Origin of the sequence: Hymenobacter sp. HDW8 (assembly GCF_011305775.1) — a bacterium.
In the GTDB taxonomy this organism is placed as follows: domain Bacteria; phylum Bacteroidota; class Bacteroidia; order Cytophagales; family Hymenobacteraceae; genus Hymenobacter; species Hymenobacter radiodurans.
Window position 1 is genome coordinate 3,794,763 of sequence record NZ_CP049907.1, and the last position, 25,372, is coordinate 3,820,134.

General features: G+C 49.1%; 21 protein-coding genes, 1 tRNA gene and 1 pseudogene. 18 read left to right on the forward strand and 5 right to left on the reverse strand.

Going from position 1 to position 25,372, the window contains the following annotated elements:
- Positions 1 to 50: 50 nt before the first annotated feature.
- The 3 genes from G7064_RS16220 to G7064_RS16230 all read left to right on the forward strand — a co-directional run bounded on the left by G7064_RS16220 (position 51) and on the right by G7064_RS16230 (position 2,716).
- Positions 51 to 593 (forward strand): redoxin domain-containing protein, encoded by a 543-nt coding sequence (locus G7064_RS16220; protein WP_166074404.1) that lies wholly within the window; start codon positions 51 to 53, stop codon positions 591 to 593.
- Between the two features lie 120 nt (positions 594 to 713).
- A complete protein-coding gene (locus G7064_RS16225; RefSeq protein WP_166074405.1) occupies positions 714 to 1,961 on the forward strand; it encodes a HEAT repeat domain-containing protein in 1,248 nt (415 codons plus the stop codon).
- Positions 1,946 to 2,716, forward strand: coding sequence for a peptidylprolyl isomerase (locus tag G7064_RS16230; RefSeq protein WP_205711131.1), 771 nt, complete (start codon positions 1,946 to 1,948; stop codon positions 2,714 to 2,716). Before G7064_RS16225 ends, G7064_RS16230 begins: the two co-directional genes overlap by 16 nt.
- A gap of 88 nt (positions 2,717 to 2,804) precedes the next feature.
- Here the strand turns inward: G7064_RS16230 and G7064_RS16235 are convergent, their stop codons facing one another.
- Positions 2,805 to 3,152: a cupin domain-containing protein gene (locus G7064_RS16235; protein ID WP_166074406.1), complete on the reverse strand. Its 348-nt coding sequence runs from the start codon at positions 3,150 to 3,152 to the stop codon at positions 2,805 to 2,807.
- A gap of 200 nt (positions 3,153 to 3,352) precedes the next feature.
- On the opposite strand from G7064_RS16235, the gene G7064_RS16240 reads away from it, so the two are divergent.
- Together G7064_RS16240 and cysK are read left to right on the forward strand one after the other, a co-directional pair.
- Complete coding sequence (locus G7064_RS16240) at positions 3,353 to 4,081, forward strand: serine O-acetyltransferase (RefSeq protein WP_410505504.1); 729 nt, start codon at positions 3,353 to 3,355, stop codon at positions 4,079 to 4,081.
- Between the two features lie 181 nt (positions 4,082 to 4,262).
- Positions 4,263 to 5,182 (forward strand): annotated as a pseudogene (gene cysK / locus G7064_RS16245) (cysteine synthase A).
- A 159-nt stretch (positions 5,183 to 5,341) separates the two neighbouring features.
- Here the strand turns inward: cysK and G7064_RS16250 are convergent.
- From G7064_RS16250 to G7064_RS16260, 3 genes are all read right to left on the reverse strand, one after another.
- Positions 5,342 to 5,415: transfer RNA gene (locus tag G7064_RS16250), tRNA-Ala, on the reverse strand.
- 167 nt (positions 5,416 to 5,582) lie between these two features.
- Positions 5,583 to 8,987 carry a carboxypeptidase regulatory-like domain-containing protein gene (locus G7064_RS16255; RefSeq protein ID WP_133273835.1) on the reverse strand — a complete coding sequence of 1,135 codons (3,405 nt, stop codon included), beginning with the start codon at positions 8,985 to 8,987 and terminating at the stop codon, positions 5,583 to 5,585.
- Positions 8,988 to 9,134: 147 nt separating this feature from the next.
- Entirely contained in the window at positions 9,135 to 9,746 is a 612-nt protein-coding gene (locus tag G7064_RS16260) for a C40 family peptidase (protein ID WP_240935542.1), read from the reverse strand.
- A 100-nt stretch (positions 9,747 to 9,846) separates the two neighbouring features.
- Between G7064_RS16260 and G7064_RS16265 the strand changes: the two genes are divergently transcribed.
- Positions 9,847 to 11,268: an FAD-binding oxidoreductase gene (locus G7064_RS16265; protein ID WP_166074407.1), complete on the forward strand. Its 1,422-nt coding sequence runs from the start codon at positions 9,847 to 9,849 to the stop codon at positions 11,266 to 11,268.
- A 106-nt stretch (positions 11,269 to 11,374) separates the two neighbouring features.
- Here the strand turns inward: G7064_RS16265 and G7064_RS16270 are convergent, their stop codons facing one another.
- Positions 11,375 to 11,968 carry an acyl-CoA-binding protein gene (locus G7064_RS16270; protein ID WP_166074408.1) on the reverse strand — a complete coding sequence of 198 codons (594 nt, stop codon included), beginning with the start codon at positions 11,966 to 11,968 and terminating at the stop codon, positions 11,375 to 11,377.
- Positions 11,969 to 12,002: 34 nt separating this feature from the next.
- Between G7064_RS16270 and asnB the strand changes: the two genes are divergently transcribed.
- From asnB to G7064_RS16330, 12 genes are all read left to right on the forward strand, one after another.
- Entirely contained in the window at positions 12,003 to 13,910 is a 1,908-nt protein-coding gene (gene asnB, locus G7064_RS16275; protein WP_166074409.1) for an asparagine synthase (glutamine-hydrolyzing), read from the forward strand.
- 67 nt (positions 13,911 to 13,977) lie between these two features.
- Positions 13,978 to 15,324 (forward strand): UDP-glucose dehydrogenase family protein, encoded by a 1,347-nt coding sequence (locus G7064_RS16280; protein WP_166074410.1) that lies wholly within the window; start codon positions 13,978 to 13,980, stop codon positions 15,322 to 15,324.
- 44 nt (positions 15,325 to 15,368) lie between these two features.
- On the forward strand, positions 15,369 to 16,310 hold the full coding sequence (locus G7064_RS16285; protein ID WP_133273830.1) for a UDP-glucuronic acid decarboxylase family protein: 942 nt from the start codon (positions 15,369 to 15,371) through the stop codon (positions 16,308 to 16,310).
- Between the two features lie 9 nt (positions 16,311 to 16,319).
- On the forward strand, positions 16,320 to 16,724 hold the full coding sequence (locus G7064_RS16290) for a sugar 3,4-ketoisomerase (RefSeq protein ID WP_133273829.1): 405 nt from the start codon (positions 16,320 to 16,322) through the stop codon (positions 16,722 to 16,724).
- Complete coding sequence (locus tag G7064_RS16295) at positions 16,712 to 17,653, forward strand: hypothetical protein (RefSeq protein ID WP_166074411.1); 942 nt, start codon at positions 16,712 to 16,714, stop codon at positions 17,651 to 17,653. The genes G7064_RS16290 and G7064_RS16295 overlap by 13 nt, the downstream gene beginning before the upstream one ends.
- 33 nt (positions 17,654 to 17,686) lie before the next feature.
- Positions 17,687 to 18,631 (forward strand): glycosyltransferase family 2 protein, encoded by a 945-nt coding sequence (locus tag G7064_RS16300; RefSeq protein ID WP_166074412.1) that lies wholly within the window; start codon positions 17,687 to 17,689, stop codon positions 18,629 to 18,631.
- Between the two features lie 139 nt (positions 18,632 to 18,770).
- Positions 18,771 to 19,880: a DegT/DnrJ/EryC1/StrS family aminotransferase gene (locus G7064_RS16305; protein WP_166074413.1), complete on the forward strand. Its 1,110-nt coding sequence runs from the start codon at positions 18,771 to 18,773 to the stop codon at positions 19,878 to 19,880.
- Between the two features lie 211 nt (positions 19,881 to 20,091).
- The gene (locus tag G7064_RS16310; protein ID WP_166074414.1) at positions 20,092 to 21,093 is read left to right on the forward strand and encodes an STELLO glycosyltransferase family protein; all 1,002 of its coding nucleotides are present in this window, start codon (positions 20,092 to 20,094) and stop codon (positions 21,091 to 21,093) included.
- 85 nt (positions 21,094 to 21,178) lie between these two features.
- The gene (locus G7064_RS16315; protein WP_240935543.1) at positions 21,179 to 22,084 is read left to right on the forward strand and encodes a glycosyltransferase; all 906 of its coding nucleotides are present in this window, start codon (positions 21,179 to 21,181) and stop codon (positions 22,082 to 22,084) included.
- A gap of 71 nt (positions 22,085 to 22,155) precedes the next feature.
- Positions 22,156 to 23,109, forward strand: a complete 954-nt coding sequence (locus G7064_RS16320; RefSeq protein WP_166075175.1) for a GDP-L-fucose synthase family protein — start codon at positions 22,156 to 22,158, stop codon at positions 23,107 to 23,109.
- Between the two features lie 218 nt (positions 23,110 to 23,327).
- Positions 23,328 to 24,083: an ABC transporter permease gene (locus G7064_RS16325; RefSeq protein WP_240935544.1), complete on the forward strand. Its 756-nt coding sequence runs from the start codon at positions 23,328 to 23,330 to the stop codon at positions 24,081 to 24,083.
- Between the two features lie 50 nt (positions 24,084 to 24,133).
- Positions 24,134 to 25,372, forward strand: coding sequence for a polysaccharide ABC transporter ATP-binding protein (locus G7064_RS16330; RefSeq protein ID WP_166075177.1), 1,239 nt, complete (start codon positions 24,134 to 24,136; stop codon positions 25,370 to 25,372).

Genomic DNA, 25,372 nt, shown 5'->3' on the forward strand with positions numbered 1-25,372 from the left:
CAATGGGTAGTATGGCTCATGTACAATAGCGCACCTTAAGCTAAAGGAATATGATTCGTGTAAAATGGTGGCTGGTAGGGACGCTTGCTTTAGTGAGCTTTTTCGTGACCACACTGCCAGTGTTTAGCCAAAACCCAGGCCGAAGTCCGAAGCAGGTGGCCACAGTCTACGTATTTCTGGCCGAAACCTGCCCAATTAGCCAACAGGCTACATTAGCGTTGCGCAACTTGTATGCTGCGTATGCTTCGCAAGGCGTACAGTTTGTCGGCTTGTTTCCTGATCAGCAAACATCCCCGGCCGATATTGCCGCGTTTGGCCGCACCTACAAGGTGCCTTTTCCGCTGAAAATAGATAGCAAAAAGCAGCTTACGCATTGTTTTCAGGCCCGCATCACCCCGGAGGTAGTAGTGGCCTCGGCCGATGGTCGTACCATACTTTACCAGGGCCGCATTGACAATAGCTACGTGCGTCTCGGCCAGCGCCGTACTGTTGTGACGGAACAGGAACTACGCGATGCCCTAGCCGCTATTACTACTGGTAAGCCAGTGGCCAAGTCACGGACCGAGGCCGTGGGCTGCTTTATTGCAGAATAAAGAAATCCATCGCTGGGCTAGCGCAGTGATAGAGCCTGTTTTGAACTGTAGTGTATTCACTAACAAATGCTTAGCGAGTACGCTAGCGTCAGCGTCATATTTTGGCTATTTTGGCCATCGATGACCCATCCACTCTTCCTTTTCCGCCTCACCAAACTGCTCGCTTTTGGCTGCCTGAGCAGTTGGCTGGGCGCTTGTACCACGCCGCGCCCCAGCGCGCCAAGTACAGGCTCGGCTACTGCTATCAATAAATTCACGGCTGACACGGCCCTGCGGCGAATTGCAACCGCGCAGGATGCTCGCCAAACGGCGTTGCTGCTGCCGTATCTGAGACGGCCCGACGCTACGCATCGGCGTGAGGCAGCCTTGGCTTTCGCCTCAGTGCAGGACAAAGCCGCCACCTCCGCTTTAGTTACCTGCCTCAGCGATACTAATCCGGGTGTGCGCCGCGCAGCAGCGTTTGCCCTCGGCCAGACGGCTGATAGTAGCGCTACCCCGGCACTGCAACAGCGTATAGCTGCCGAGCCCGACCCGGCCGCGCGCCGCACTATTCTCGAAGCCCTCGGCCGCTGTCTCACCCGCAATGAGCTAAACACCCTGCTGCGTTTGCCTCCCAGTCTGGCCTCCGATACCGCTAGCATTACGGGTCAGGCTTGGGGGCTGTATCGGGCTGGATTGCGTGGCATTACTTCTGACGCGGCCGTAGCTCGGCTCATGCAGCTGATAGAGTTGCCTAATCCGCATGGAGCGCGCCTGGCTGCAACCAACGCTCTGGCTCGTTCCCGCGGCCTCGATCTGACATTGTATGCCGTTGCCCTCGCCAGAGTAGCCCAGGCCGATCCGGCTTATGCTGTGCGAAGTGCCGCTACTTCTGCCTTGAGCAAAGCGGCCGAAGCACCATCCGTGCCCAGCGTTTTGGCCGCTATCACACGCCGCGACCCCGAATATCAGGTGCGCGTGAGTGCGCTACGGGCGATGAATGCAGCCATGTATGTGCCCGTAAAAGAAGCAGCATGGGCGGCCCTAACGGATAAAAATGATCAGGTGGCGCTAACGGCGGCAGAGTTTTTTCTGACTCATGCTGCCCAAGAGCCGGGTACGCTATTTCTGGAGAAAGCCAATAAGCTACAACCGTGGCGGGTGCGGGCAACGTTGCTAGCCGCTGCCCTCAAACAGCGGGGAGAAGGCCAACAAGCTATTCGTGGAGCCGTGCAGGAACGCTACACCGCCGCCACCGATCCGTATGAGAAAGGCTATTTATTAAAAGCGTTAGGCGAAGACCCGAGTGCTTACGAATTCGTTTCTGCGGCCACATTTGCCCCCAGCAGCCGGTCCTTATCGGGACGTATGGTATGGAGGCGCTGGTAGCTATGCGGCGCTTACCCGACTTTCCAGAAGCCCAGTATCCGGCTTTTGCCTTGCTGTTGCAGCGGGCTGTGGGCAGCGGTGATGTAGCCGTTATGGGCCTCGCTGCCGAAGCCATCCGAGACCCCAAGCTGAATGTGCAGCCGCTGCTGACCTCTATCGACTTTCTAACCCAGGCCCGCGACAAGCTCACCATGCCCCGCGACCTCGAAGCCTGGCAATCTTTGCAGCAGACGATTGATTATCTAACTAAAAAGACCCCCACGCCGCTGGTAACCTCGTCCTCCATCGTGGCGCACCCAATAAACTGGACAACGATAAGTAGGATTCCTACAGGGCAGCGGGCTATCGTGCACACAAGTAAAGGCGATATTGTTTTTCAGTTGCTGGTGGAAGCAGCGCCGGGCTCGGTGGCCAACTTCGTGGAGCTGCTTGAGAAAGGTTTTTACAACGGCAAGAACTTCCATCGGGTCGTGCCCAACTTTGTGGCTCAGGGAGGATGTCCGCGCGGTGATGGCTGGGGCAGCACCGACTATAACCTTCGCTCCGAATTTGCTGACCTGCGCTATGGCGCGGGGGCCGTTGGGCTGGCCTCAGCTGGCAAAGACACCGAAAGCTGCCAGTGGTTTATCACTCACGCCCCCACGCCCCACCTCGATGGCCGCTACACAATTTTTGCTCAGGTTGTCGGTGGGCTCGATGTAGTAAGCCGACTGGAGATCGGTGATAAAATTGACCGTATTGAGCTAGTACGCTAGCACTTAGCTTTATAAAAAAGCCCCCCAGTCAGCTTACAGATTACTGCGAGCTGACTGGGGGCTTTTTTGCGGTGAAGGAAGTGCGGCCTTAGGCCTGCTTGTCTTCGCGGCCGTGCACTTGGTAGGGAGGAGTGGTAGCTTCTACTGCCGTGAAGGCTTCCAGAATTTTGTACGTGTGCGAGGAGCCTTTGGGCACTACCCAAGAGTTGCCGGGCTCCAGTATGACTACTTGGCCCTCAGAGTGTAGCTCGGCGCGGCCACTAATCACATAGCCTACTGTTTCATAAGGCCGCGATACGGGCTCTTTGTCGTCGCTGGGCTGCTCATTTTCCCAGAGGCGCATAGATATGTTCTTGCCTGAAGCGAGGTACTTTTCCCCGTCGTTGCCTTTGGGCGAGTGCTGAGAATCGACTTTGATGATGGTGGAATCGGACATAAATGGGGTGTTTTGGAGTGAAGTGTCGGAGGTTGTGCTTTCATAACGAGCAAGGCAGTGTTGCGGTTGTCTGGGTGTAGCTGCCCCAAACCTTCGCTACTACCGATTGTTGCTGCTACTTCAAATGACGTTATCTTAGGCCCAATGGGCCTGTCAAGCTGCTCCAGAGCAGGCATGTAGCGCCTTTACGCATACTCTTTATGTACGAAGAATTTGTTCAGACGCTGGCTTTAGCACACCAACAAGCCACCGTTCCATTGCCAGCGCACGCCTTTTGTCATTGGGCCGACCAGCTATTGTCTTTGTTATTCCCTGAGCGTGCCGACCGCCAATTATCCAGCGCCGATGCTGTAGCGGCCACGTTGAGCCACCTCCGTGCCGACCTAACGGCCTTGCTTCGCCCTATTCTGTCGCTTCAGGCGCCTGAGGCCGTAGCATCTGCCTTAGGCGCGCAGCTCCCGCACCTGCGGGAGTTGTTGCTGCTCGATGCGAATGCCATTGTGGCCGCCGACCCTGCCGCGCAGGGGGTAGCCGAGGTAGTATCCACGTATCCGGGTTTTTACGCCATCGCATTGCATCGGCTGGCTCATGCGCTGCATCAGTTAGCGGTTCCTCGCGTGCCCCGGCTGCTCGGTGAGTACGCCCACACCCGCACCGGCATTGATATTCATCCTGGCGCCCGTATTGGTTCTTCCTTTTGTATTGACCACGGCACCGGCATTGTGATAGGTGAGACGGCAGTCATCGGGGCCCATGTCAAAATATTTCAGGGGGTTACGCTGGGCGCCCTGAGCGTGGCCAAACAGCTGCAAGGCATTAAGCGCCATCCAACTATTGAGGATAACGTAGTGGTGTATGCCAATGCAACCATCCTGGGGGCAGTACGGTGGTGGGTAGCCACAGCATTATCGGCGGCAACGTCTGGCTGACCGATAGCGTCCCTTCCCATTCCCGCGTTTATCATAAAGCACAGCTCCATGTGACCCGCACCGAAGATCCCAGTGCGGATATTTCCTTTTCCATATGAATTACGAATAGACAAGCCAACATTGTTTCTGGTGGCTTGTCCCTGATAATTAGTCTCTTACATCTACCTACACACATCTGAAAATGAAAGCAAATACCATTCTCGACACCATCGGCAATACTCCCTTACTGCGTATCAATCGCCTTTTTGCCAACCGCCCCGATGTGGAAGTCTGGATGAAGGTGGAACGCGCTAATCCCGGCGGCAGCATCAAAGACCGTATTGCCCTTTCCATGATTGAGCAGGCCGAAAAAGATGGTATTCTCAAGCCCGATAGCTTGATTGTTGAGCCTACTTCCGGCAATACTGGCGTCGGTCTGGCTATGGTAGCGGCCGTAAAAGGCTACAAACTTACCTTGGTGATGCCCGAATCAATGTCGATTGAGCGCCGTCGTCTGATGACAGCGTATGGCGCGAACCTGGAGCTGACACCGCGCGAGAAAGGCATGAAAGGCGCTATTGAAAAAGCCAATGAAATCGTGCAAAACACCCCTGGCGCCTGGATCCCTATGCAGTTTGATAACCCCGCCAATATTAAAGTGCACGCTGAAACAACCGCTCAGGAAATTCTGCGCGACGCGCCCGAAGGCTTCGACTATCACATCACGGGAGTTGGCACGGGGGGCATATTACCGCTGTGACGGAGGTGCTTAAGCCATTATTTCCGAAGATGCTGACCTTCGCCGTGGAGCCTGAATTGTCGCCGGTTATTAGTGGCGGTGCCCCTGGCCCGCATCCTATTCAAGGCATCGGCGCCGGCTTCATTCCTAATAACTTGCACACGAATATTCTGGACGGCACCATCCAGGTAAGTCAACAAGCCGCCTTCGATATGGCACGTCGTGCAGCCCGCGAGGAAGGGATTTTTGTGGGTGTTTCGTCTGGGGCCTCTTTGGCCGCCGTAGCTCAAAAGCTTGCCGAAATGCCCCAAGGCAGCCGCGTGCTCACGTTTTGCTATGACACCGGCGAGCGGTATCTGTCTGTAGAAGGGTTGTTTGTGTAAGGTGCAATAATAAGTAAAGAAAAAGCCCCCCAGAATATGTCTGGGAGGCTTTTTTCTGACTTAAGACTTGATGCCTACTGAACAGCAACGCTCAGTTGCTTACGGAATCTGAAGTCCAAACAAAAGGCCCAGCTGGATAAGCCGGGCCTCTTGTTTGAGTGGAGAATATCGGAGTCGAACCGATGACCTCTTGCATGCCATGCAAGCGCTCTAGCCAGCTGAGCTAATCCCCCATTTGTGTTATGCCATTCACCTTCCGCGTTTGGTGGGACAAAAGTACGGCGCGTTTCGGATTCTGCAAGGCTGGGGGGCTTTTTTTGGCAAATCTTTTCCATTGCTACCCAAAAAAAGCGGCCGGAGAATTTCTCCGGCCGCTTTCTAAATCAAGTAATAGCTTAGCTTAGTTGAAGATGTAGCGCAAGCCAAACTGCATGAAGTAAGTTGATGTCAGCGAGTTATTATTTCTGAAAGTGGAAGTAATAGGCTGATTGCGGTCTGTAGCCAAACGGAAAGTTGGGCGAGTTGTTCCACCTGGATTAACCGTGGTATTATTGGTTGTCACGTTAGTTGGAACCAAGATAGAAGCATTGTTAACAGACTTGAATACGCCCCAATTCTCATTGAGCAGGTTTCCTACATTGAAAATGTCAAGCGTAAATTGTAAAGTGTTACGCTTGCCGCCAAGGTCCATGAAAAGATCCTGCGCAAGCTTCACGTCTACTTGATGACGCCATGGAAACTTTGCACCGTTGCGTTCAGCGTATTGGCCCTTGCGGCTTCTCAAATAGTCATCCTGCTCGATGTACTGGAAAAATAAGTCTTCCTGGCGGGCTCCACTCACGTTGTTAGGCGCCGCAGTAGTACCGTAGTTGAAGTCAGAGAAGTCGATCTCCGAACCATCTTTCGGTATATAGATCAGATCATTTGAAGTCTGACCATCGCGGTTGAAGTCACCTCCGTAAGCATAAGAAAAGCGACCTTGGGTAGAACCTTCATAGAACAATGAAATGGTGGTTCCTAAGTGGCCAAGGTACTCCTTACGATAAGACAAAGAGCCGATTACACGATGAGGTACAACGTAGTTAGCGTAGCTCAGCTCGGGGTTGTTCGAGTTATTAACGATTTGGGTGTTCGACCAAGTATTCAACAATTGGTCGCCGCCGCCATCAAACAAAACTTCAGCGTTGCTGCGTACATACGCAACCGAAGCAAATAAGCCTCCTTCAAAGCGCTTTTCTAGTTTGCCTGCTACTGACCAGTAATAGCCCTTTGTTCCATTGTCTAGAACAACAGTATTGAAGGCTTGTGTACCTAAGGGGTTACCATTAGCTACTGGCTGGTTTGGGCCCGGGTTAGTAGCACTAGGGGTAGCACTACCTGGAGTTAGCGGATTAATAAACTTGTTGAAAACAGCATTTGGATAGATCGGCCGATTATCTGGGTAACCAGCGATGTTTAGCGGCTGCGCTTCTACTAAGTTGGGGTTACGGCCCAGTGCTACGGTGAGGTCTTTGTTATAAATACCTTCCAAGGTACCTACAATGCCAAAAGGCAATTGAGCATCAACAGCTAAGCTGCTCTTCCAAGTCTGTGGATTTTTGAAATCACGATCAGTTGCACTAATTGTACCTGGTACTTGGGTACCAGCTGCTGGAGGAGTATCTGGACGGTAAGCTGCTGGATCCGGGTTAAATGGACCAGGAGTATCGTTACCTGAAGAGGTAGTAGTCAACTGAATCATACCAGCGTCACCAGACTGAGATACAATCCATACCGTGGGAACACGGCCAGCGAAAAGGCCGCTGCCACCACGTACTTGTAGTGTGCGATCACCTTTTACATCATAATTGAAACCTAAGCGAGGTGACCATAATACGCGGTTCTTAGGCAATATGCCTGTGTCGATCTGCTCACCGTTAGCAAATGCTAGGCTTGCTACAATTGGATGTGTTTGAATCTCTTTTACATCCAAATATGAGTTCAACTCAGCTCTTAAACCTGCAGTTATACGCAACTTATCGGTTACGTTAATTTCGTCTTGAGCATACACGGAACCCTGAGCTGTTTGAAAGCGAGGGAAGGCCTGCTCAAAACCAGGTAGCAATGAATAGGTAAGAGCGAAATCACGGGGCTTCGCGCCATTTTTGAAATCATCCCACGAGCTGAAAGTATAGTAGCTAGTGGCAAAGCGCTGGAAGCCGTTCTTGGTGTTTTGCAGATCGAATTGGAAGCCAGCCGTGAGATTGTGAATACCTGCTGTGAAGTTCACAAAGTCAACAACCGAATAGGTTTGTACATCGCGTAGGTTGCCATACGTGAATGGTTCGTATCCGAAAGAAGTGATAGGATTACCAGTAGTGCCAGGACTACCATCCAAGATATCTACGAATGGGAAAACTTCGCTATCTGAGCTACGGGGATCATTCTGATTAGTGTAAGTAGCCCGTAACGTATTGAAAAACTTGCCTCCAAAAGTAGAGTTCGCTTCAACAGCCAGTGAGTAAAAGTTCTGTTCCTGATAGTAATTAGAGTTCTTATACCACAAAGCAAGGTTGCTGGTACGAGCGTTAGCACCGAACTGAAAGTTACCTAAAGGGCTTCTAGAGCCACTAACAAAGCTTGGTGACTTGCTCTCTACTTGGTTGTAACGAACAGTAAGCCGGTGGTTGGTGCTGATATTCCAGTCAAGACGTCCTAAAAGGGTAGTACGGTCGGTTTGGAAGGAGTAACCAGAGTAGGGTCCGGTCTCGTAGTTATAAGTATCTCGCAGATAATTGCTGAATTCATCTAATTGAGCAGCAGTGGGACGCACAACGTTGGCGGGCGTACCAGCAACACCATAAGGTTGCTCCGCTGAAGAAACTACGCTTTGCTGACCAGGGCTAGTTCTATCCAGCTTTTCGGCATTAACAAAGAAGAAAAGCTTATCCTTAATAATGGGACCGCCTAACCGAAAGCCGTATTGCTTTTCTTCCAACTTTTGCTTTGTAAATGTTTCGTCGCCTACTTCATTTCCTTGTAGCTTGTCATTTCTCCAGTAAGTATAAACTGAGCCGGAGAAATCATTAGTCCCGGAGCGGGTTACGGCATTCACGGCGCTACCAATGAAGCCTGACTGACGCACGTCGAAAGGCGTTACGTTTACTGTGATTTCCGACACAGCATCCAGTGAGATAGGGTTACCACCAGCGGGCAGGTTGCCTCCAATACCGAAGTTGTTGTTGAAGTCAGAACCGTCAATGGTAATGTTATTTTGACGGAAGTTACCACCTCCAATAGAGCCGGAGGAAGTAGATGAAGCCTGAGGCGTCAAACGAGTGAAATCGTTTAGGTTACGCGTGATAGTAGGTAGACGCTGAATTTCTTCGGTACTGATGTTAGTAGTAGAACCGGCGCGGCCACCGCTGAGTACGGAGCGCGAATCTTCGCCCGTCACAACTACACCAGCCAGTTGGGTGGTAGCTTCACTCAAGTTTACGTCTAGGCGCAGTACCTGACCCAAAGTTAAAGTGATGTTCTCCCGTACAGCTTCTTGGTAGCCAATGAACGTAACACGCACGTTATAAGGACCACCTACACGCATGTTTTGTAGGTTGAAGCGTCCCTCAGCATTAGTAGGAGCTACATACTGCGTGTTGGTAGGTGTGTGAACAGCAATAACTGTTGCTCCGGGCAGCCCTGCACCAGTTTGATCGGTAATAATACCGGTCATAGCTGATGTGGTAACGCCCTGCGCCCAACCCAGCCTCGCTGTACAGACGCTAAGCAGAAACAACAGCAAGTAGCGTAAACGTAACTGTTTCATAGAGAGAAAAAAAGGTGAAAAAAGAAGAAGCCAGACGACGGCGCTACAAAAGTACTGATGACTTTGTAGCTATGCATTATCGAATCATTAACTATTCTACCAAAAGTTGATAGATCCAATTTGCGGCCGCAAAGGTAGAAGGCAATTTCACAACTTGGGTCTGACAGCCTTAATAAATCTGCTGAGGTAGTAATCAGTATCTAAACTGTTCTCAGTAACCCCTAAAGAGCTAGAAGCGTGAATAAACTGCACACTTTCGGCTGTGGCTTCTGTTACTAAGCCAACGTGCGTGATGCGGTTGCTACCGGGTGAAGCACCAAAAAATACTAGATCACCTACCTGCAGTTCTTGAGAACGAACTGGAATACCCCATTCTGCCTGCTCATTAGAAGAACGCGGAATATCGACGTTGATAGCACTAAACGAAGTAGCGAGAAGTCCTGAGCAATCCATGCCTAGACGGGTTGTACCGCCCCATTTATAGGGAGTGCCCTCGTATGAACGCGCCGTTTGGATAACAGTGGCCAACTCTCGGCTGATATTGGCAGGCAGCTTCCGTCGGGCACCACGCTTAGCTACTACCTTCGTCTTTCCTCGGGACGAAGCATATTTACTCTTTGTTTTAGAACCGCCTTTGCGCCGTTCAGCGGCCTTTATCCGGGCCATTTCACGGGCTGAGTAATAGCGCCCGTTACGGTAGTTTACTTTTTTTGCGCCGCCGCAACTAGCCAGCCACACCAGCGTCATTAGTAGCAGCATAGCGATTAGGCGGCTATACTGTCTCGAAACATGTACCTTCGTAGGGTGTTTCTGCATTGGCGCAAAGATACTCGAATCAGTCATTTGCTTTCAAATTTCGATGAATTTTCAACCGCTCACCCCCGAATTACTGGTGGCTTTTGAGGCCATCGTGGGCCCCGCACACCTTTTTACGGCTCAACGCGCTGAAGCCGCTGCTACTGCTGATGCCTACGCCGATTATGGCCGCGACCACACAGAGGATCTGCATTATGCTCCTGACGTTGTATTACGTCCGGCTAACGCTGAAGAGATCAGCCAGATTGTTCGTTTGTGCCATCAGCACCACATTCCTGTCACGCCGCGCGGTGCGGGCACTGGGCTGAGTGGTGGCGCTTTGCCTATACATCATGGTGTGGTGCTAAGCACAGAGCGTCTCAATAAAATTATTGAAATCGACGAGCGAAACCTGCAGGCTACTGTCGAGCCGGGCGTTATCAACCAAGTGTTTCAGGAGGCAGTACAGGCGAAAGGCTTGTTCTACCCGCCTGACCCAGCCAGCAAGGGTAGTTGCTTTCTGGGGGGCAATTTGAGCCAAAGCAGCGGCGGTCCGAAGGCCGTAAAGTATGGCGTGACCAAGGACTATGTGCTCAATTTGCAGGTAGTTCTGCCTACCGGTGATATTATCTGGACGGGAGCTAATGTTCTGAAAAACGCTACCGGCTACAACCTGACTCAGCTGATGGTAGGGTCGGAGGGTACGCTGGGCATTATCACGCGCGTTGTGTTTCGGCTTATTCCGCACCCGAAACAGGATATCGTGTTGCTCGTGCCTTTTCGCGACCAGACGCAAGCCGCCGCTGCAGTATCAGAAATATTTCGGGCTGGTATCGTGCCTTCCGGAATGGAGTTTATGGAGCGTGAGGCCATTGAGTGGTCGGCGCGCTACCTGAATATTCCGCTGAATTTGCCCCCCGACATCACCGCGCACTTACTTATTGAGCTGGATGGTAATGAATTAGATCAGTTGTACAAAGATGCTGAGCTAGTATATGGCGTACTGGAAAAGTATGACATCGGCGAAATACTACTTGCTGACACCGCTACCCAGAAAGAGGAACTCTGGAAAATACGTCGCAACGTGGGGAATGCCGTTCGCTACAACTCTGTGTATAAGGAGGAAGATACCGTAGTTCCCCGCGCCGAATTGCCCACATTATTGAAAGGAGTAAAAGAGATTGGGCAACGCTACGGATTTACTTCGGTATGCTATGGCCACGCTGGCGATGGCAATCTGCACGTAAATATCATTCGTGGCGACCTTGATGATGCTATGTGGCACAAGGGCTTGGCCGAGCCGATCCGGGAGATATTTCAACTTTGTGTGAAACTGGGAGGCACCATCTCGGGTGAGCATGGCATTGGGCTGGTGCAAAAGCCCTACATCGGCATCGCGCTGGGAGAAGCGCAGCTGAACTTGATGCGCGGTATAAAAAGCGTATTCGACCCGCATGGTATCATGAACCCTGGCAAGATTTTCTAAAGCACTCATCAAAAAAGCCCCCAGATAGAATCTGGGGGGCTTTTTTGATAGTCTTAATTAAAAACTGACTAGTTACCCGGCTTACAGGCTGGCGTCAGTGTAGGCTTCAAACAGATTCTTGGTCGCCCTTCAGCTTGTCTTCGCCGCCATACGGAGCACCAGCTGTAATATCACCGCGCAGGCCGCCAGTAGAAATGCCAGGGCCTGTGCCAGGCTGCTGGGAGGGAGTCGTATTTTCAGGGTTTACCTGCGAACCAGTTGCTGGCTGCCCTGCCCCAGTTATAACGGAAGTTTGCTCGCCAACCGGACCTGCTATTTCATTCACCTTTTCTATATAGTGACGTTTCGCATCGTCCTCGCTTACACCTTTAAACTTGCTCCACGAGTCCCACTGTGCCTGCGACATGCCAGGTGTGCCACTAGGATTGTCGGGGCTATCGTCGCCCACTACTTCGCCTTTGGTATCGTGGTCGCCCTCGGTTGCTTGTTTATATAAGCCATAGAGTTCGGTCATATGCGGTGCGGCCTGGTCGCCGGGCAGGTTGTCTACGCGAGAGACGGCGGCTTCGAATTGTTGCTGTAAGTCCATTTGCTGCTGAAGGTTCATGGCAAAAATGAGTGGGAAAAAGCAGTAAGCTAAGCTGTGTACTACCGTGGCACGGCTTTGGTTGCAGATGCTTGCGGCTACTTTTTTGGGCACACGTCTTTATAGTTTGTACTTTTGCCCGCCTATTATGTGTGGAATTACTGGAATATTCGCTTTCTCCGACGCTGGTCGCAATTCGCTAGCCGCATTGCCAGCCTCAACTGATGCCATTATCAGCCGTGGGCCTGATTCGCAAGGGCATTATGTATACGACAACGTAGGCCTCGGCTTTCGCCGGCTTGCCATTCTTGACCTTTCCTGCGACGGCAATCAGCCTATGACTGATGAGTCGGGGCGGTACACGATTGTCTTCAATGGTGAGATATTTAACTTTCGCGAGCTACGACAGCGCCTTATTCGTAAGGGGCATCAGTTTCATTCCCAAACTGATACGGAAGTTATCTTGCGCTTATATATCACAGAAGGGCGCAGCTGCCTGAAAAAGCTCAACGGCTTTTTCGCCTTAGCTATTTACGACAAAGAGGAAGATTCGCTGTTCATCGCCCGCGACCGAATGGGGGTTAAGCCCTTGCTGGTTTACCGCGACGAGGACAAGTTGTTCTTTGCCTCCGAAATGAAGTCGCTGTTAGCTTTGGGAGTGCCGCGCAAGATGGATTATGTGGCCTTGAGCCACTACTTGCAGCTCAACTACATTCCTGGCCCGGCTACTATCTTCAAAGGTGTCAAGAAATTGCTGCCCGGCCATTATTTGTATGTCAAAGGCCAAAAGGTAGTCGGCAAAGCGTGGTATCGGATTCCCTACGATCCTAAAAAGACGCAGAAGAATAAGCTCAGCTACGAGGAGCAGCAAAAGAAACTGCTGGAATTGATGGACGATGCCGTAGCACGCCGTTTGGTTGCTGACGTGCCATTAGGCTCTTTCTTAAGCGGTGGCATCGATTCTTCCGCTATTACCGCTCTCGCTGCTCGCCATACGCCTCACCTGAATACCTTCAGCATAGGTTTCCGGGACGAACCCTTCTTTGATGAAACGAAGTATGCCAATCTGGTAGCCAAAATGCACCAGACAAATCATACGGTCTTTTCCCTAACGAATCAGGACCTCTACGATCACATCTTTGATGTACTAGAGTATATCGATGAGCCCTTCGCCGACTCTTCAGCGCTAGCAGTGTATATCCTCAGTAAGCGCACGCGCGAAAAAGTGACTGTTGCTTTATCTGGTGATGGTGCTGACGAGCTTTTTGCTGGCTACAACAAGCACATGGGCGAGTTTCAGATCAGGAATGGTGGCTTTAAAGCCGAGGCTGTTGCTGGCCTCGACTTCTTATGGGATATTCTGCCCAAATCGCGCAATTCGTTTTTTGGCAATCGTATCCGTCAGTTTCAGCGCTTCTCCCGTGGCATGCTTAGCGGCCCAAAAGACCGCTATTGGGACTGGGCCTCCTTTGTGAGCGAGCGCGACGCTCGAAACTTGCTAAGCCAGGCATCACGGCGTAAAGTAGGGAAGAAGCTGGCCGAAAAGCGTCGGCGTGACGTGCTTCAGCACTTACATGCAGATGGTGACTTGAACGAGGTGCTGCTCACTGATATGAACTTGGTGCTACCAAATGACATGCTCACAAAAGTGGACATGATGAGTATGGCAAACTCGCTGGAAGTACGGACGCCATTTCTGGATTATAAAGTAGTCAATTTTGCTTTTTCTCTTCCCGTTGAAAGCAAGATCAACGCGAACATGAAAAAGCGCATCGTGCAGGATGCTTTCCGCCCAATGTTACCGCCGGAACTATATAAGCGTCCGAAGCATGGCTTTGAAGTGCCGTTGCTTAAGTGGTTTCGCAATGAGTTGCGTCCTCTAATAACCGATGATCTACTTTCTGACGATTTTATTGAATCTCAGGGCGTTTTTGACGTAGACGCCGTACGTGCGCTCAAGACGCAGTTGTTTTCTAGTAACCCTGGTGATATTCATGCTCGTATTTGGGCCCTCATTGTGTTCCAGCATTGGTGGAAAAAATGGATGATGGGCTAATTTTCCCCCAGTGTTGCCCCTCAATATAAAATCATAAACTCAGAATTTTCTTACGCTTTCATACACTATGAAAATTGCAGTAGTAGGCACCGGTTACGTAGGTCTGGTTACAGGCACTTGCTTCGCCGAAGTTGGCATTGATGTTACATGCATTGATATCGACCAGAAAAAGATTGATAACCTCAAGAAAGGCATTCTACCTATTTATGAGCCTGGCTTGGAGGAAATGGTTTCGCGAAATGTAGAGAAAGGCCGTCTGCACTTTTCTACCAGCCTCGCCGAGAGCATTCACGATGCCGACGTAGCCTTTATTGCGGTAGGAACGCCCCCCGGCGAAGATGGCTCTGCTGATCTGAAGTACGTGCTGGCAGTAGCCCGTGGTATTGGTGAGCATATGAACAGCTACGGGGTTATCGTCACTAAGAGCACGGTGCCCGTTGGTACGGCAGCGAAAGTGCGTGCCGAAATCGAAAAAGCACTAGAAAAGCGCGGTGAGAATATTGATTTTGATGTAGCATCTAACCCCGAATTCCTGAAGGAAGGAGCCGCCATCGACGACTTCCTGAAGCCCGACCGTATCGTAGTTGGTGTAGCGTCCGAGCGTGCGGAAGAGGTAATGACCAAACTGTATAAGCCCTTTCTGCTCAATGGCCATCCTATCATCTTCATGGATATTCCCTCGGCTGAAATGACAAAATATGCCGCTAACTCCATGCTAGCGACTAAAATTTCGTTTATGAACGACATCGCCAACCTATGTGAAATTATGGGCGCCGATGTGAACAAAGTTCGCCAGGGTATTGGCTCTGACGCTCGTATCGGTACTAAGTTCATCTATCCAGGTATTGGCTACGGCGGCTCTTGCTTCCCGAAAGACGTAAAGGCACTCATCAAAACAGCCGCTGAAAATGGCTATGAGATGCAGGTGCTAAAAGCTGTCGAGAATGTCAATGAGGCGCAGAAGTCAGTACTATTCGACAAAGTGAATAAGCACTTCGGCGGCGATCTGCAAGGTAAGAAGATGGCCATTTGGGGCCTTTCCTTCAAGCCCAAGACCGATGATATGCGGGAGGCTCCTTCTTTGGTGATTATTGAGCGCTTATTGGAAGCTGGCTGCACAGTATCGGCCTACGACCCAGTTGCTATCAAAGAGGCGAAGCACTCGTTGGGCGACCGTATCACGTATGCTAAGGACCAATTTGATGCACTGATTGATGCTGATGCCCTGCTTATCGTAACGGAATGGCCAGAGTTTCGCTCACCCAATTTCGAAGTTCTGGGTCGCTTGATGAAGCAAAAAGCCATATTCGACGGTCGTAATATCTATGATGCGAAAGAGCTAAGCGAGATTGGCTTCACTTACCATTGCATTGGCATTCGAGCCAACCACAAGCAGCAAGTAGTTCAGGCGTAGCATTCATCAACATACATACCCAAGCACCATATTATTTAGCACGCATGTCTGATAAGAAACGCATACTCATTACTGGCGGTGCCGGATTTTTGGGCTCTCACCTTTGTGACCGATTTTTGGCGGAAGGGTACCATGTCATAGCCATGGATAACCTCATTACGGGTGACTTATCCAATATCGAGCATTTGTTTGGACAGGAAGCTTTCGAGTTTCACCATCACGATGTGTCCAAGTATGTGTTTGTGCCAGGCAAACTAGATTACATCCTGCATTTTGCCTCGCCCGCTTCACCAATCGACTATCTCAAGATTCCAATCCAAACTTTGAAGGTTGGGTCATTGGGTACGCATAATCTATTAGGACTGGCTCGCGTTAAAAATGCACGCATTCTAATTGCTAGCACGTCAGAGGTGTATGGTGACCCTGAGGTTCATCCACAAGTAGAAGAATACTTCGGTAATGTGAACCCAGTAGGTCCGCGCGGTTGCTACGACGAAGCCAAGCGCTTTCAGGAAGCAATTACTATGGCGTATCATACACATCATGGACTGGAAACGCGTATTATTCGTATTTTCAATACTTATGGCCCTCGCATGCGACTCAATGACGGCCGTGTATTACCAGCGTTCCTCTCACAAGCGCTAAGAGGCGAAAACCTAACTGTGTTTGGTGATGGCTCGCAGACGCGTTCTTTCTGCTATGTCGATGATTTAGTAGAAGGCATTTATCGCTTGCTACTATCTGATTACCCACTGCCAGTGAATATTGGTAATCCGTCAGAAATCACGATCAAGGAATTTGGGGAGGAAATTGCAAAGCTGACGGGCGTTGAATTTAAACCAACGTATCAGGCCTTGCCTGAGAATGACCCCATGAAACGCCGGCCTGATATCACAAAAGCCAAGGAGATTTTGGGTTGGGAGCCGAAAGTTGATCGGGCTGAAGGATTACGCCGGACGCTGGAGTATTTCAAAGACAAGGTTTAGGTCTTGCACATGATGAAGCCTTATTTAATAGAGTTTCCTAAAATAGGAGACTCTACTATTGGGTTTATATCAGTAACAGAACAACTGCGTCCTATTCCTTTTGAGGTAAAACGGACATTTTGGACCTATTACACTCCAGAGAGCATCGTCCGTGGCCGTCACGCGCATCATTTGACCGAACAGGTGCTCGTGGCGGCTGCTGGGCGTATTACCGTGACGACAGAAATGTCGGATGGAACAATTGAAGTGTATCGCTTAGAAGATCCCTATATGGGTCTGTATGTGCCACCAAATGCCTGGCATACAATGCAGTATTCGCATTCAGCTGTGCAATTGGTTTTCGCTTCTCAGCCTTACGACGAGAAAGACTACATACGTGAGTATGAGCAATTTCGCAGAATATGGAAGGCGTAAACCAAGCTTTACTTGCGCAACGAGCTTCACTATTAGCATTCTATTCGCCCTATATTTCCCTTCGCAACTTAGTTTCCGTTGAGCGCCAACAAGAGCTATTTGGGGTTGGCAGAGCAGCAAGGTTTGTTGATGAATCAACTCATAACAACATTTTTACGCATCGCTTAGGTCAGCTGTTATATAGTGATTTGCCTTGGGACACGCAGTTTTTTGCCGTCCCCACATATAGATTGTTGACAGGGCTCTTCTCTGAAAAAAGCCCCCCAACAGACCGGTTGGAAACTATTAAAGCTTTTGAAAAGCACTTAGCAGCATCCGGGCCCTACTATTGTTTTAGTGAAGTGCCAAGCGAGGATAGCATGCTATTGCAAACGTTGACATCTAGTGGATGGCGTCTAGTTGAAACACGTTTGCACTTCTTTCGTGACAACCTCGAATCATTCAATGAGGAGCGCTATCCGGTACGGTTAGCTAAGTCAGAAGAAGAAGCACAGATTGCTCGCATATCTGCTGAGAATCGCAATGATTATGATCGGTTTCATGCCGATCCTTGGTTTGGAGCTGATCGTGCCGATGCTTTTTTGGCGCGTTATGCAAGCGCTGCCGTTCGCGGTTATTGCGATGCTGTGCTTGTGCCCGACGAGCCCGGTTTGCCTATTCAATCCTTTCTGGCAATCAGTGATTTAAAAGAGGATTCAGCTGCAACAGGGTTCGGCATGTCCAGAGTGGTTCTCACGGCTGTAGGACCTCAAAATCGGGGATGGCACTTAAAGCTTGTAGCTGAAACCATACACCGAGCTCGTGAAAAAGGCGATAAGGCTGTTTTGATGACTACGCAAGCAACTAATCGAGCTGTATTCCGCACGTGCGAGAAATTAGGCTTCAAACTAGGAGGTAGTAGTCATATCTTGTCTTTCCACGGTGATTAAATTGTTAAATAATTACCGTTTTTTCGTCCCTGAATGCCCAAGCTATCTGTCATCGTTCCTTGTTATTACAATGAGGAGAATATTCCGATTACAGTGCGAGAATTGGTTGCCAATGAGGCCCGTTTTCCCACTGAAGTCGAATTTGAGTATGTATTTGTAGACGATGGCTCTGGCGACCGTACACTAGAGGTATTACTGGAAGCTCGCGGTCAATACCCCGATCGAATCCGGGTAGTGGAGCTTGCGGGCAATGTGGGGTCATATAATGCTATTGTAGCCGGCATGGCTCACGCAACGGGTGACTGTATGGCTGTTATTACCGCTGATATGCAGGACCCGCCGGAGCTGATGGTGCAAATGTATGGCCACTGGTTAAAGGGTTTTAAGCTAGTCATCGGTAATAGGCAGGACCGGCAGGAAACGGGGTTAGCAAAAACATTTGCCGAGACTTTCCACTGGTTGATGAAGCATTTAGCCCTGAGCAACATACCCGAGGGCGGCTTCGACTTCGTCTTTTTCGATCGTCAGGTAGCCGAAGAGGTATTAAAGATGCACGAGCGCAACAGCAATGTGTTTTACCTCATGGTGTGGCTGGGATATCCATATGTGAATATCCCGTATGTGCGCCGTAAGCGTGAAGTGGGCAAGTCGCGCTGGACGTTACAGAAAAAGATAAAATTGTTTATCGATTCTCTGCTTGCCTTCTCCTATTTCCCTATTCGAGCTATTTCAGTCGTAGGTCTTTTACTGGGCATAATTGCCCTGCTCTACGGTTTGTACGTTATCGGTCTGAATATTTTTGCCCCCCAGGCGCCCACTGGCTGGACAACCTTAATGGTCGTTGTATTATTTGTGTCGGCTTTTCAAATGATTGCGCTAGGAATAATAGGCGAATATGTTTGGCGCGGACTGGATGCCTCTCGCAACCGTCCATTGTATGTAGTAAAAAACACTTATGAGGTCGATGTTGCACCTTAAATAGTATTACAAACGCAGTAGCTGTTTTACTTAAATTAATAACCACTTACTTCGTCTGTCAATTTCCTGTCAGGCATCTTATACACCTCGACTACTACAGCGGTTTTAGAGGCTGTTTTCTATTGCAATTCACATCCTGATGAATATTCCATTTCTGTCTTTTTCGCCTCAGCACGACCCCATTCGTGAGGAAATACTTGCTGCAATTGCAGGTGTATACGATAAGCAATGGTATGTATTAGGCGACCAAGTAAAGGCTTTTGAGGCCGCCTACGCCACGTTTAATGAAGTAAAACACTGCATCGGCGTAGCAAATGGGCTCGATGCATTGCATCTGGCACTCCTAGCGCTAAATGTTGGCCCAGGTGATGAAGTGCTGGTACCTAGCAACACATACATTGCCACTTGGTTGGCCGTTTCATTTGTTGGCGCTACACCAGTTCCAGTTGAGCCCAATCCTTTTACTTATAATATTGATCCTAACCGCCTAGAAGCGGCCATAACCCCCAAAACCAAAGGCATAATGCCCGTCCATTTGTACGGTCAGGCATGTGAGATGAATTCCATAATGGAAGTGGCGCAGCACCATGGACTGTGGGTGGTCGAAGATAATGCGCAGGCGCAGGGAGCTGCCTGGCAAGGTCAGATGACCAGCAGTTTTGGCAATGTAAATGGTACTAGTTTTTATCCAGGTAAAAACCTTGGGGCTCTCGGCGACGCAGGTGCCGTAACGACGAATGATGAGATGCTGGGGGGCAAAATTCGCACACTGCGCAATTATGGCTCTCAAAAAAAATACTACAACGAGGTCATAGGCTATAATTCTCGCCTCGATGAGCTGCAGGCCGCCGTATTAAACGTTAAGCTACCTTATCTGCACACCTGGACTCACCAACGCTGTACTGTAGCTGCACTTTATAACCAGCACTTAGCCGGACTCGGAGACCTTATTCTACCGGTTACTGCAGTAGGAGCATCACATGTGTATCATCTTTATGTAGTGCGTACGGCCCATCGCGACGCACTCCAACACTATTTGCAGGAACATGGCATTGGAACACTGATTCATTACCCTGTGCCTCCTCATCGTCAACAGGCCTATAGCCACCTGAATATGCAGGAAGGAGCTTGCCCAATTGCTGAGGAATTAGCCCAAACTTCATTGAGTTTGCCGATATGGCCGGGTATGCAAGAGCCGGAGGTAAAAGTAGTAGCCGAAGGCATCCGAGGCTTTTATAAAACCTTGTAAAATCAGCGAGTAAGCTTATCTTACCTGCTTGTACACCAAGCAATATTGGTGAAATATTGAGCTCCTAGATGCTCACGCTGACTGAACAAAACAGAGTGTGAATAAAAACACTGTACCTTTGCGCCTCAAAATCAGCATTAACTATGAGTTGTTAGCATTATCTGCAGTACTCTGATTCGCCAACTTCTCTCATATAATCTTATTCCAGCTTATGTCTTCGTTGAAGTCTTTCATTGTCATTACATCTATTTTTGCCCCAACGAAGGCCGTAAAAAAATTCGCTACCCTTGCTGACTATCAGCTTGTAGTTGCTGGCGATAAAAAGTCTCCTGCGCACTGGAGCAGTGATAATGTCACCTACTTATCAGTGCAAGAACAGGAGACGATGGGTATGCAGATATCGGCCAAATTGCCCTACAATCATTATGGACGTAAGATGATGGGCTATCTGCACGCCATGCAACAGGGTGCTCAGGTCATCATTGATACAGACGACGATAATATTCCTTATGAGGGCTGGGAATTTCCAGCAATGGAAGGGGATTTTCTGACCTCAAAGGATAGCAAAGGATTTGTTAATATATACAAGACCTTTACTAAGCAGCACATATGGCCGCGTGGCTTACCCTTGGATCTAATTAACTCCAAAGCACACGTATTGCAGGAAGAAGAGCTTCAAAGCCAATCCCTAAAAATAGGAGTATGGCAGGGGCTAGCCGATGGTGATCCAGATGTAGATGCTATTTATCGCTTAGTAGATAATACCGAATGCTTCTTCGACGACCATGCACCGGTAGTATTGGCGGAAGGTACACTTTGCCCTTTTAACTCTCAGAATACAGCTTTCCGGCAGGAACTTTTCCCTTTACTCTATTTGCCGGCTTACGTCACCTTCCGCTTTACAGATATTCTGCGTGGCCTGGTAGCACAGCCAATCATGTGGCTTTACGGCTATCGTTTAGGTTTTACTAAAGCTACTGTAATTCAGGAGCGCAATCCTCATGATTATGTGAAGGACTTTGAATCAGAGATTCCTTGTTACCTACACCCCAATCGTGTAATTGCTACTGTACAGTCCGCACTGGATCCTAATGCTTCCGTCAGCGATAACCTCTATAAGGCTTACGTAGCCTTGGAGAAGGAAGGGATTGTGCTGCCTAACGAACTTGAACTGCTTAGTCTATGGCTGGCGGATGTTAAGTCTCTGACGTAGAAATATAACCTGGATGCAGCAGTTTCCTTCCATCTCCGTCATTATTCCATCCTGGAACCAGGGGCATTTTATCGAGCGGACGTTATTGAGCATCCTTCGGCAGGATTATCCTGGCAAAGTACAGGTCATCGTTTCCGATGGCGGTTCCACTGATTCTACCGTAGATGTACTGCGCAAGTACGATAACCAAATTACATGGTGGTCAGCTCGTGATGAGGGATACGTTGATGCTGTAACGAAAGGCTTGGCCAAGGCCACGGGTGATGTCATTGCTATTCAGAGCAGCGACGACTATTACTTGCCCCATGCATTTCGCCACATGGCGGCGGGCTTTGAACAGCACCCCGAAGCAGGATTCATCTCGGGTGGTGAGTACGCTATAGATCTGGATAATCAAGTAACATATGCTAACTCATTTACCGGACCAATCACTCCACATAGCATACTCTTTCAGTTCATTCCTCCCCAGCACGCCACATTTGTAAGGCGTGATATGCTGGACAGAGTAGGAGCTATGCGCCGAGAAGTGGATATGTGCGCTGATATTGATTTGTGGTATCGACTCGCACACCATTCTGCTGGCCAGTCAATCCCTACGATGCTGGCAGTGTATCAGCTTCACCCTGAGCAACGTACATCTACCTCGCCGAAATGGTATCCCAACCTGGTTAAAATGGTGGAAAGCTGCGAAGCCGATGCAGTTTACGGCCAACGTTTTCATCTTACCAACGTTGAGCGTCGAAACCTGTATGCTTACTGGGAAGTAAACTGGGCCGGCAAGATTGATGCGGCAATCGCTAGACCACTGGCAATGCGTAAGCTGCCTAGATTACTGAGTTACAGTCCTCGCACAAGGCGAGTAATTCTGGGGGCCACCATCAACCCACTCATCAAGAAGCTGCTGCCCGGTAGTATGGTCAAACGGCTACAACCCGGAGTTGATTCAGTGAGCAATGCCCCTTTACCTGATCTTGATTGGTGGAGCAAGTAACTGGTTACCACATGTTCATTTATATTCAGACTTACTGCCCTTTTCGTACTTTATAATTGCGCGAAACCTTAATGGACCAAAACGCCAAAATATATATAGCTGGCCATCGCGGAATGGTTGGTTCAGCACTTGTTCGTCGCCTAGAAAAAGCTGGCTATAGCAATTTATTAGTACGCACATCAGCTGAACTGGACTTGCGTAACCAATCTGCGGTCGAAGCATTCTTCGCTGCGGAGAAGCCTGATTACGTTGTGCTCGCCGCTGCGATGGTAGGAGGCATTCATGCCAATAACACCTATCGTGCTGACTTCATCTATAGTAACCTGATGATTCAGAATAATGTGATTCATCAGAGCCATGTGCACGGAGTAAAAAAGCTGCTGTTCTTAGGTTCGTCTTGCATCTATCCCAAATTAGCCCCCCAGCCACTAAAAGAAGAGTCTCTATTGACTGGTGAGCTAGAAAGTACGAACGAGCCGTACGCAATTGCCAAAATTGCCGGTATCAAAATGTGTGATGCATACCGCAGCCAGTATGGTAGCCATTTTATCTCGGCTATGCCTACCAATCTATACGGCCCCCACGACAACTACGATCTACAAAAATCTCATGTCCTGCCAGCCCTGATTCGTAAGTTTCACGAAGCCAAACTGCAGAACGCTCCTGAAGTAGAAGTGTGGGGAACCGGCACCCCGCGCCGCGAGTTTCTGCACGTAGATGATTTGGCGGATGCCTGCTTCTACCTGCTGCAAACCTATGACGAGGCAGGACTGGTGAATATCGGCACGGGAGAAGATCTTAGTATTCGGGAGTTAGCCGAGCTTGTACAACGCACTGTTGGCTACGAAGGAGCAATTCGCTTCAATACTGATTACCCGGACGGTACGCCCCGTAAGCTGATGGATGTGAGCAAACTGGCCAGTAAAGGGTGGCGTTACACTATTGAATTGGAAGAAGGAATTCAGGCTGTATACCAAGACTTTATGCAGCACGAGCAAAAGAACATGACCGCAGTATCTGCCTAATTCATTAAACTTTTAACGAGGAAATAGTCAGCCTTTCAGTAAGGCTAGCAATACACCTAAACGTTCCGTGATTTAATCAGCGCGATGGAAACAGCAGAAGTGATGAAAGCGCCGAATCCCGTAATCAAAACGGAGACAGATGACTGGACGGAAATAATTGCCCCCAGACTCGTCTGCTTGATCTGGGACTTAAAGATTTGTGGCGCTACCGAGACTTAGTGCTTCTGTTTGTGCGCCGGGATTTTGTGTCGACATACAAGCAGACTATCCTTGGACCTATCTGGTTTTTTGTTCAGCCCTTGCTGACAACGCTCACCTTCATAATCATCTTTGGCAACGTAGCTAAGCTATCTACTGATGGGCTTCCAATGTTGGTGTTCTATCTTTCAGGTATTACTATTTGGAATTACTTCGCCCAAAGTCTGACAGCAACTTCTACTGTCTTTCGTGACAATGCCCATATTTTCGGTAAGGTATATTTTCCGCGCCTTACTATGCCGCTGGCCATTGTCATATCCAACCTAGTTCGTTTCGGTACGCAGTTTACCTTGTTTATTGTGGTATGGGGATATTATTTGATTTTTAGCGATAAGATTCAGCCCAATTGGTTGATGGCGCTTACCCCTATACTCGTGGTAATTATGGCGCTACTATCATTAGGGCTTGGTATGACGTTTAGCGCATTAACGACCAAGTACCGCGATTTAGCTATTCTGCTCACTTTCGGGGTGCAACTGCTTATGTATGCCACTCCTGTAATATACCCTTTGTCTAGCCTCCCCTTATCTTACCGTTGGCTAATTCTAGCCAACCCTATGACCTCAATCGTCGAAACATTCCGGTATGCGTTTTTAGGTTCTGGTACGTTTAGTTGGGGTGGTTTGGGTTATAGCCTGCTCGTATCCTTGCTCGTGCTCTTACTAGGCACTATCATCTTTAACAAGGTGCAAAAGAGCTTTACTGACACTGTTTAACCAAGGCTGGGGGGCAAATTAGCTTCCTTGTAATGATTGCTTCGCTGTTCATGAGTGATATTGCCATTAAAATAGAGGAACTAGGGAAGCTTTACCGTCTAGGCGAAATTGGTACAGGGACCCTCACCCATGACCTAAACCGCTGGTGGGCGCGCTTACGTGGTCAGGAAGATCCTTTTGCCAAAATAGGCGAAAGCAATGATCGTACGGTAAAAGGACAAAGCGATTATGTTTGGTCACTGAAAGATGTGAATTTTGAGGTCAAGCAGGGCGAAGTGCTAGGCATCATTGGACGTAACGGAGCTGGTAAATCCACGCTGCTCAAAATCCTATCTAAAGTAACTGCTCCTACCACCGGTCGCATCAAGATCAAAGGACGCATTGCTTCTCTCCTCGAAGTAGGTACCGGGTTTCATCCAGAGCTTACTGGCCGCGAGAATATTTATCTGAATGGAGCAATCTTAGGAATGAGCAAGCCCGAGATTCGCAGTAAGTTCGATGAGATTGTAGACTTCTCTGGAGTTGAGCGCTATATCGATACGCCCGTGAAGCGTTATAGCAGCGGTATGTATGTGCGTTTAGCGTTTGCCGTAGCTGCGTTTCTGGAACCCGAAATTCTGATCATAGACGAGGTGCTGGCTGTGGGTGACGCCGAATTCCAGAAAAAGTGCTTGGGGCGAATGAAGGATGTGAGTGTCAATGATGGTCGAACTGTGCTCTTTGTTAGCCATGATTTGAACGCCGTTTCTCAGTTATGTACACATGGCATAATAATGAAACATGGAAGCGTTGAATATGATGGCGCTATGAAGGAAACAGTAGCCAGGTATTTGAATCATGACCAAGTATCGCCATCATATGTAAATTCAGTAGAGAAAGACTCTAGTGAGATTTATATCGATGAAATACACGTTCGAAATACTGAGGGAGTAGTTTCGGCAAGCTTCCAATACGATGAAGCGATAGTTATTGATTTTAAGTTTCACGCCAGTGAAGCAAGCATAAATAGAGGGCGTGATATATTTGTGACAATCCTTGATGGAAGAAAAAGGCCGGTCTTCTCTTGTGAAACCCGGATTGAAAAGTCGCATTACTCTCTTGTTATTGAAGCAAATACATTAGTTAGGGGGGATTACTCACTTTATGCTTTTGTAAACCTTCCAAAAATAGCTCAACTCGATGTAGTTGAAGATGTGTGTAATTTCAAAGTTATCGATGCTGGATCAATAATGTCAAAACATGGAGAACACGATTACGGAGTAGTATTTGGTCGCTACAGCTGGTTGTAG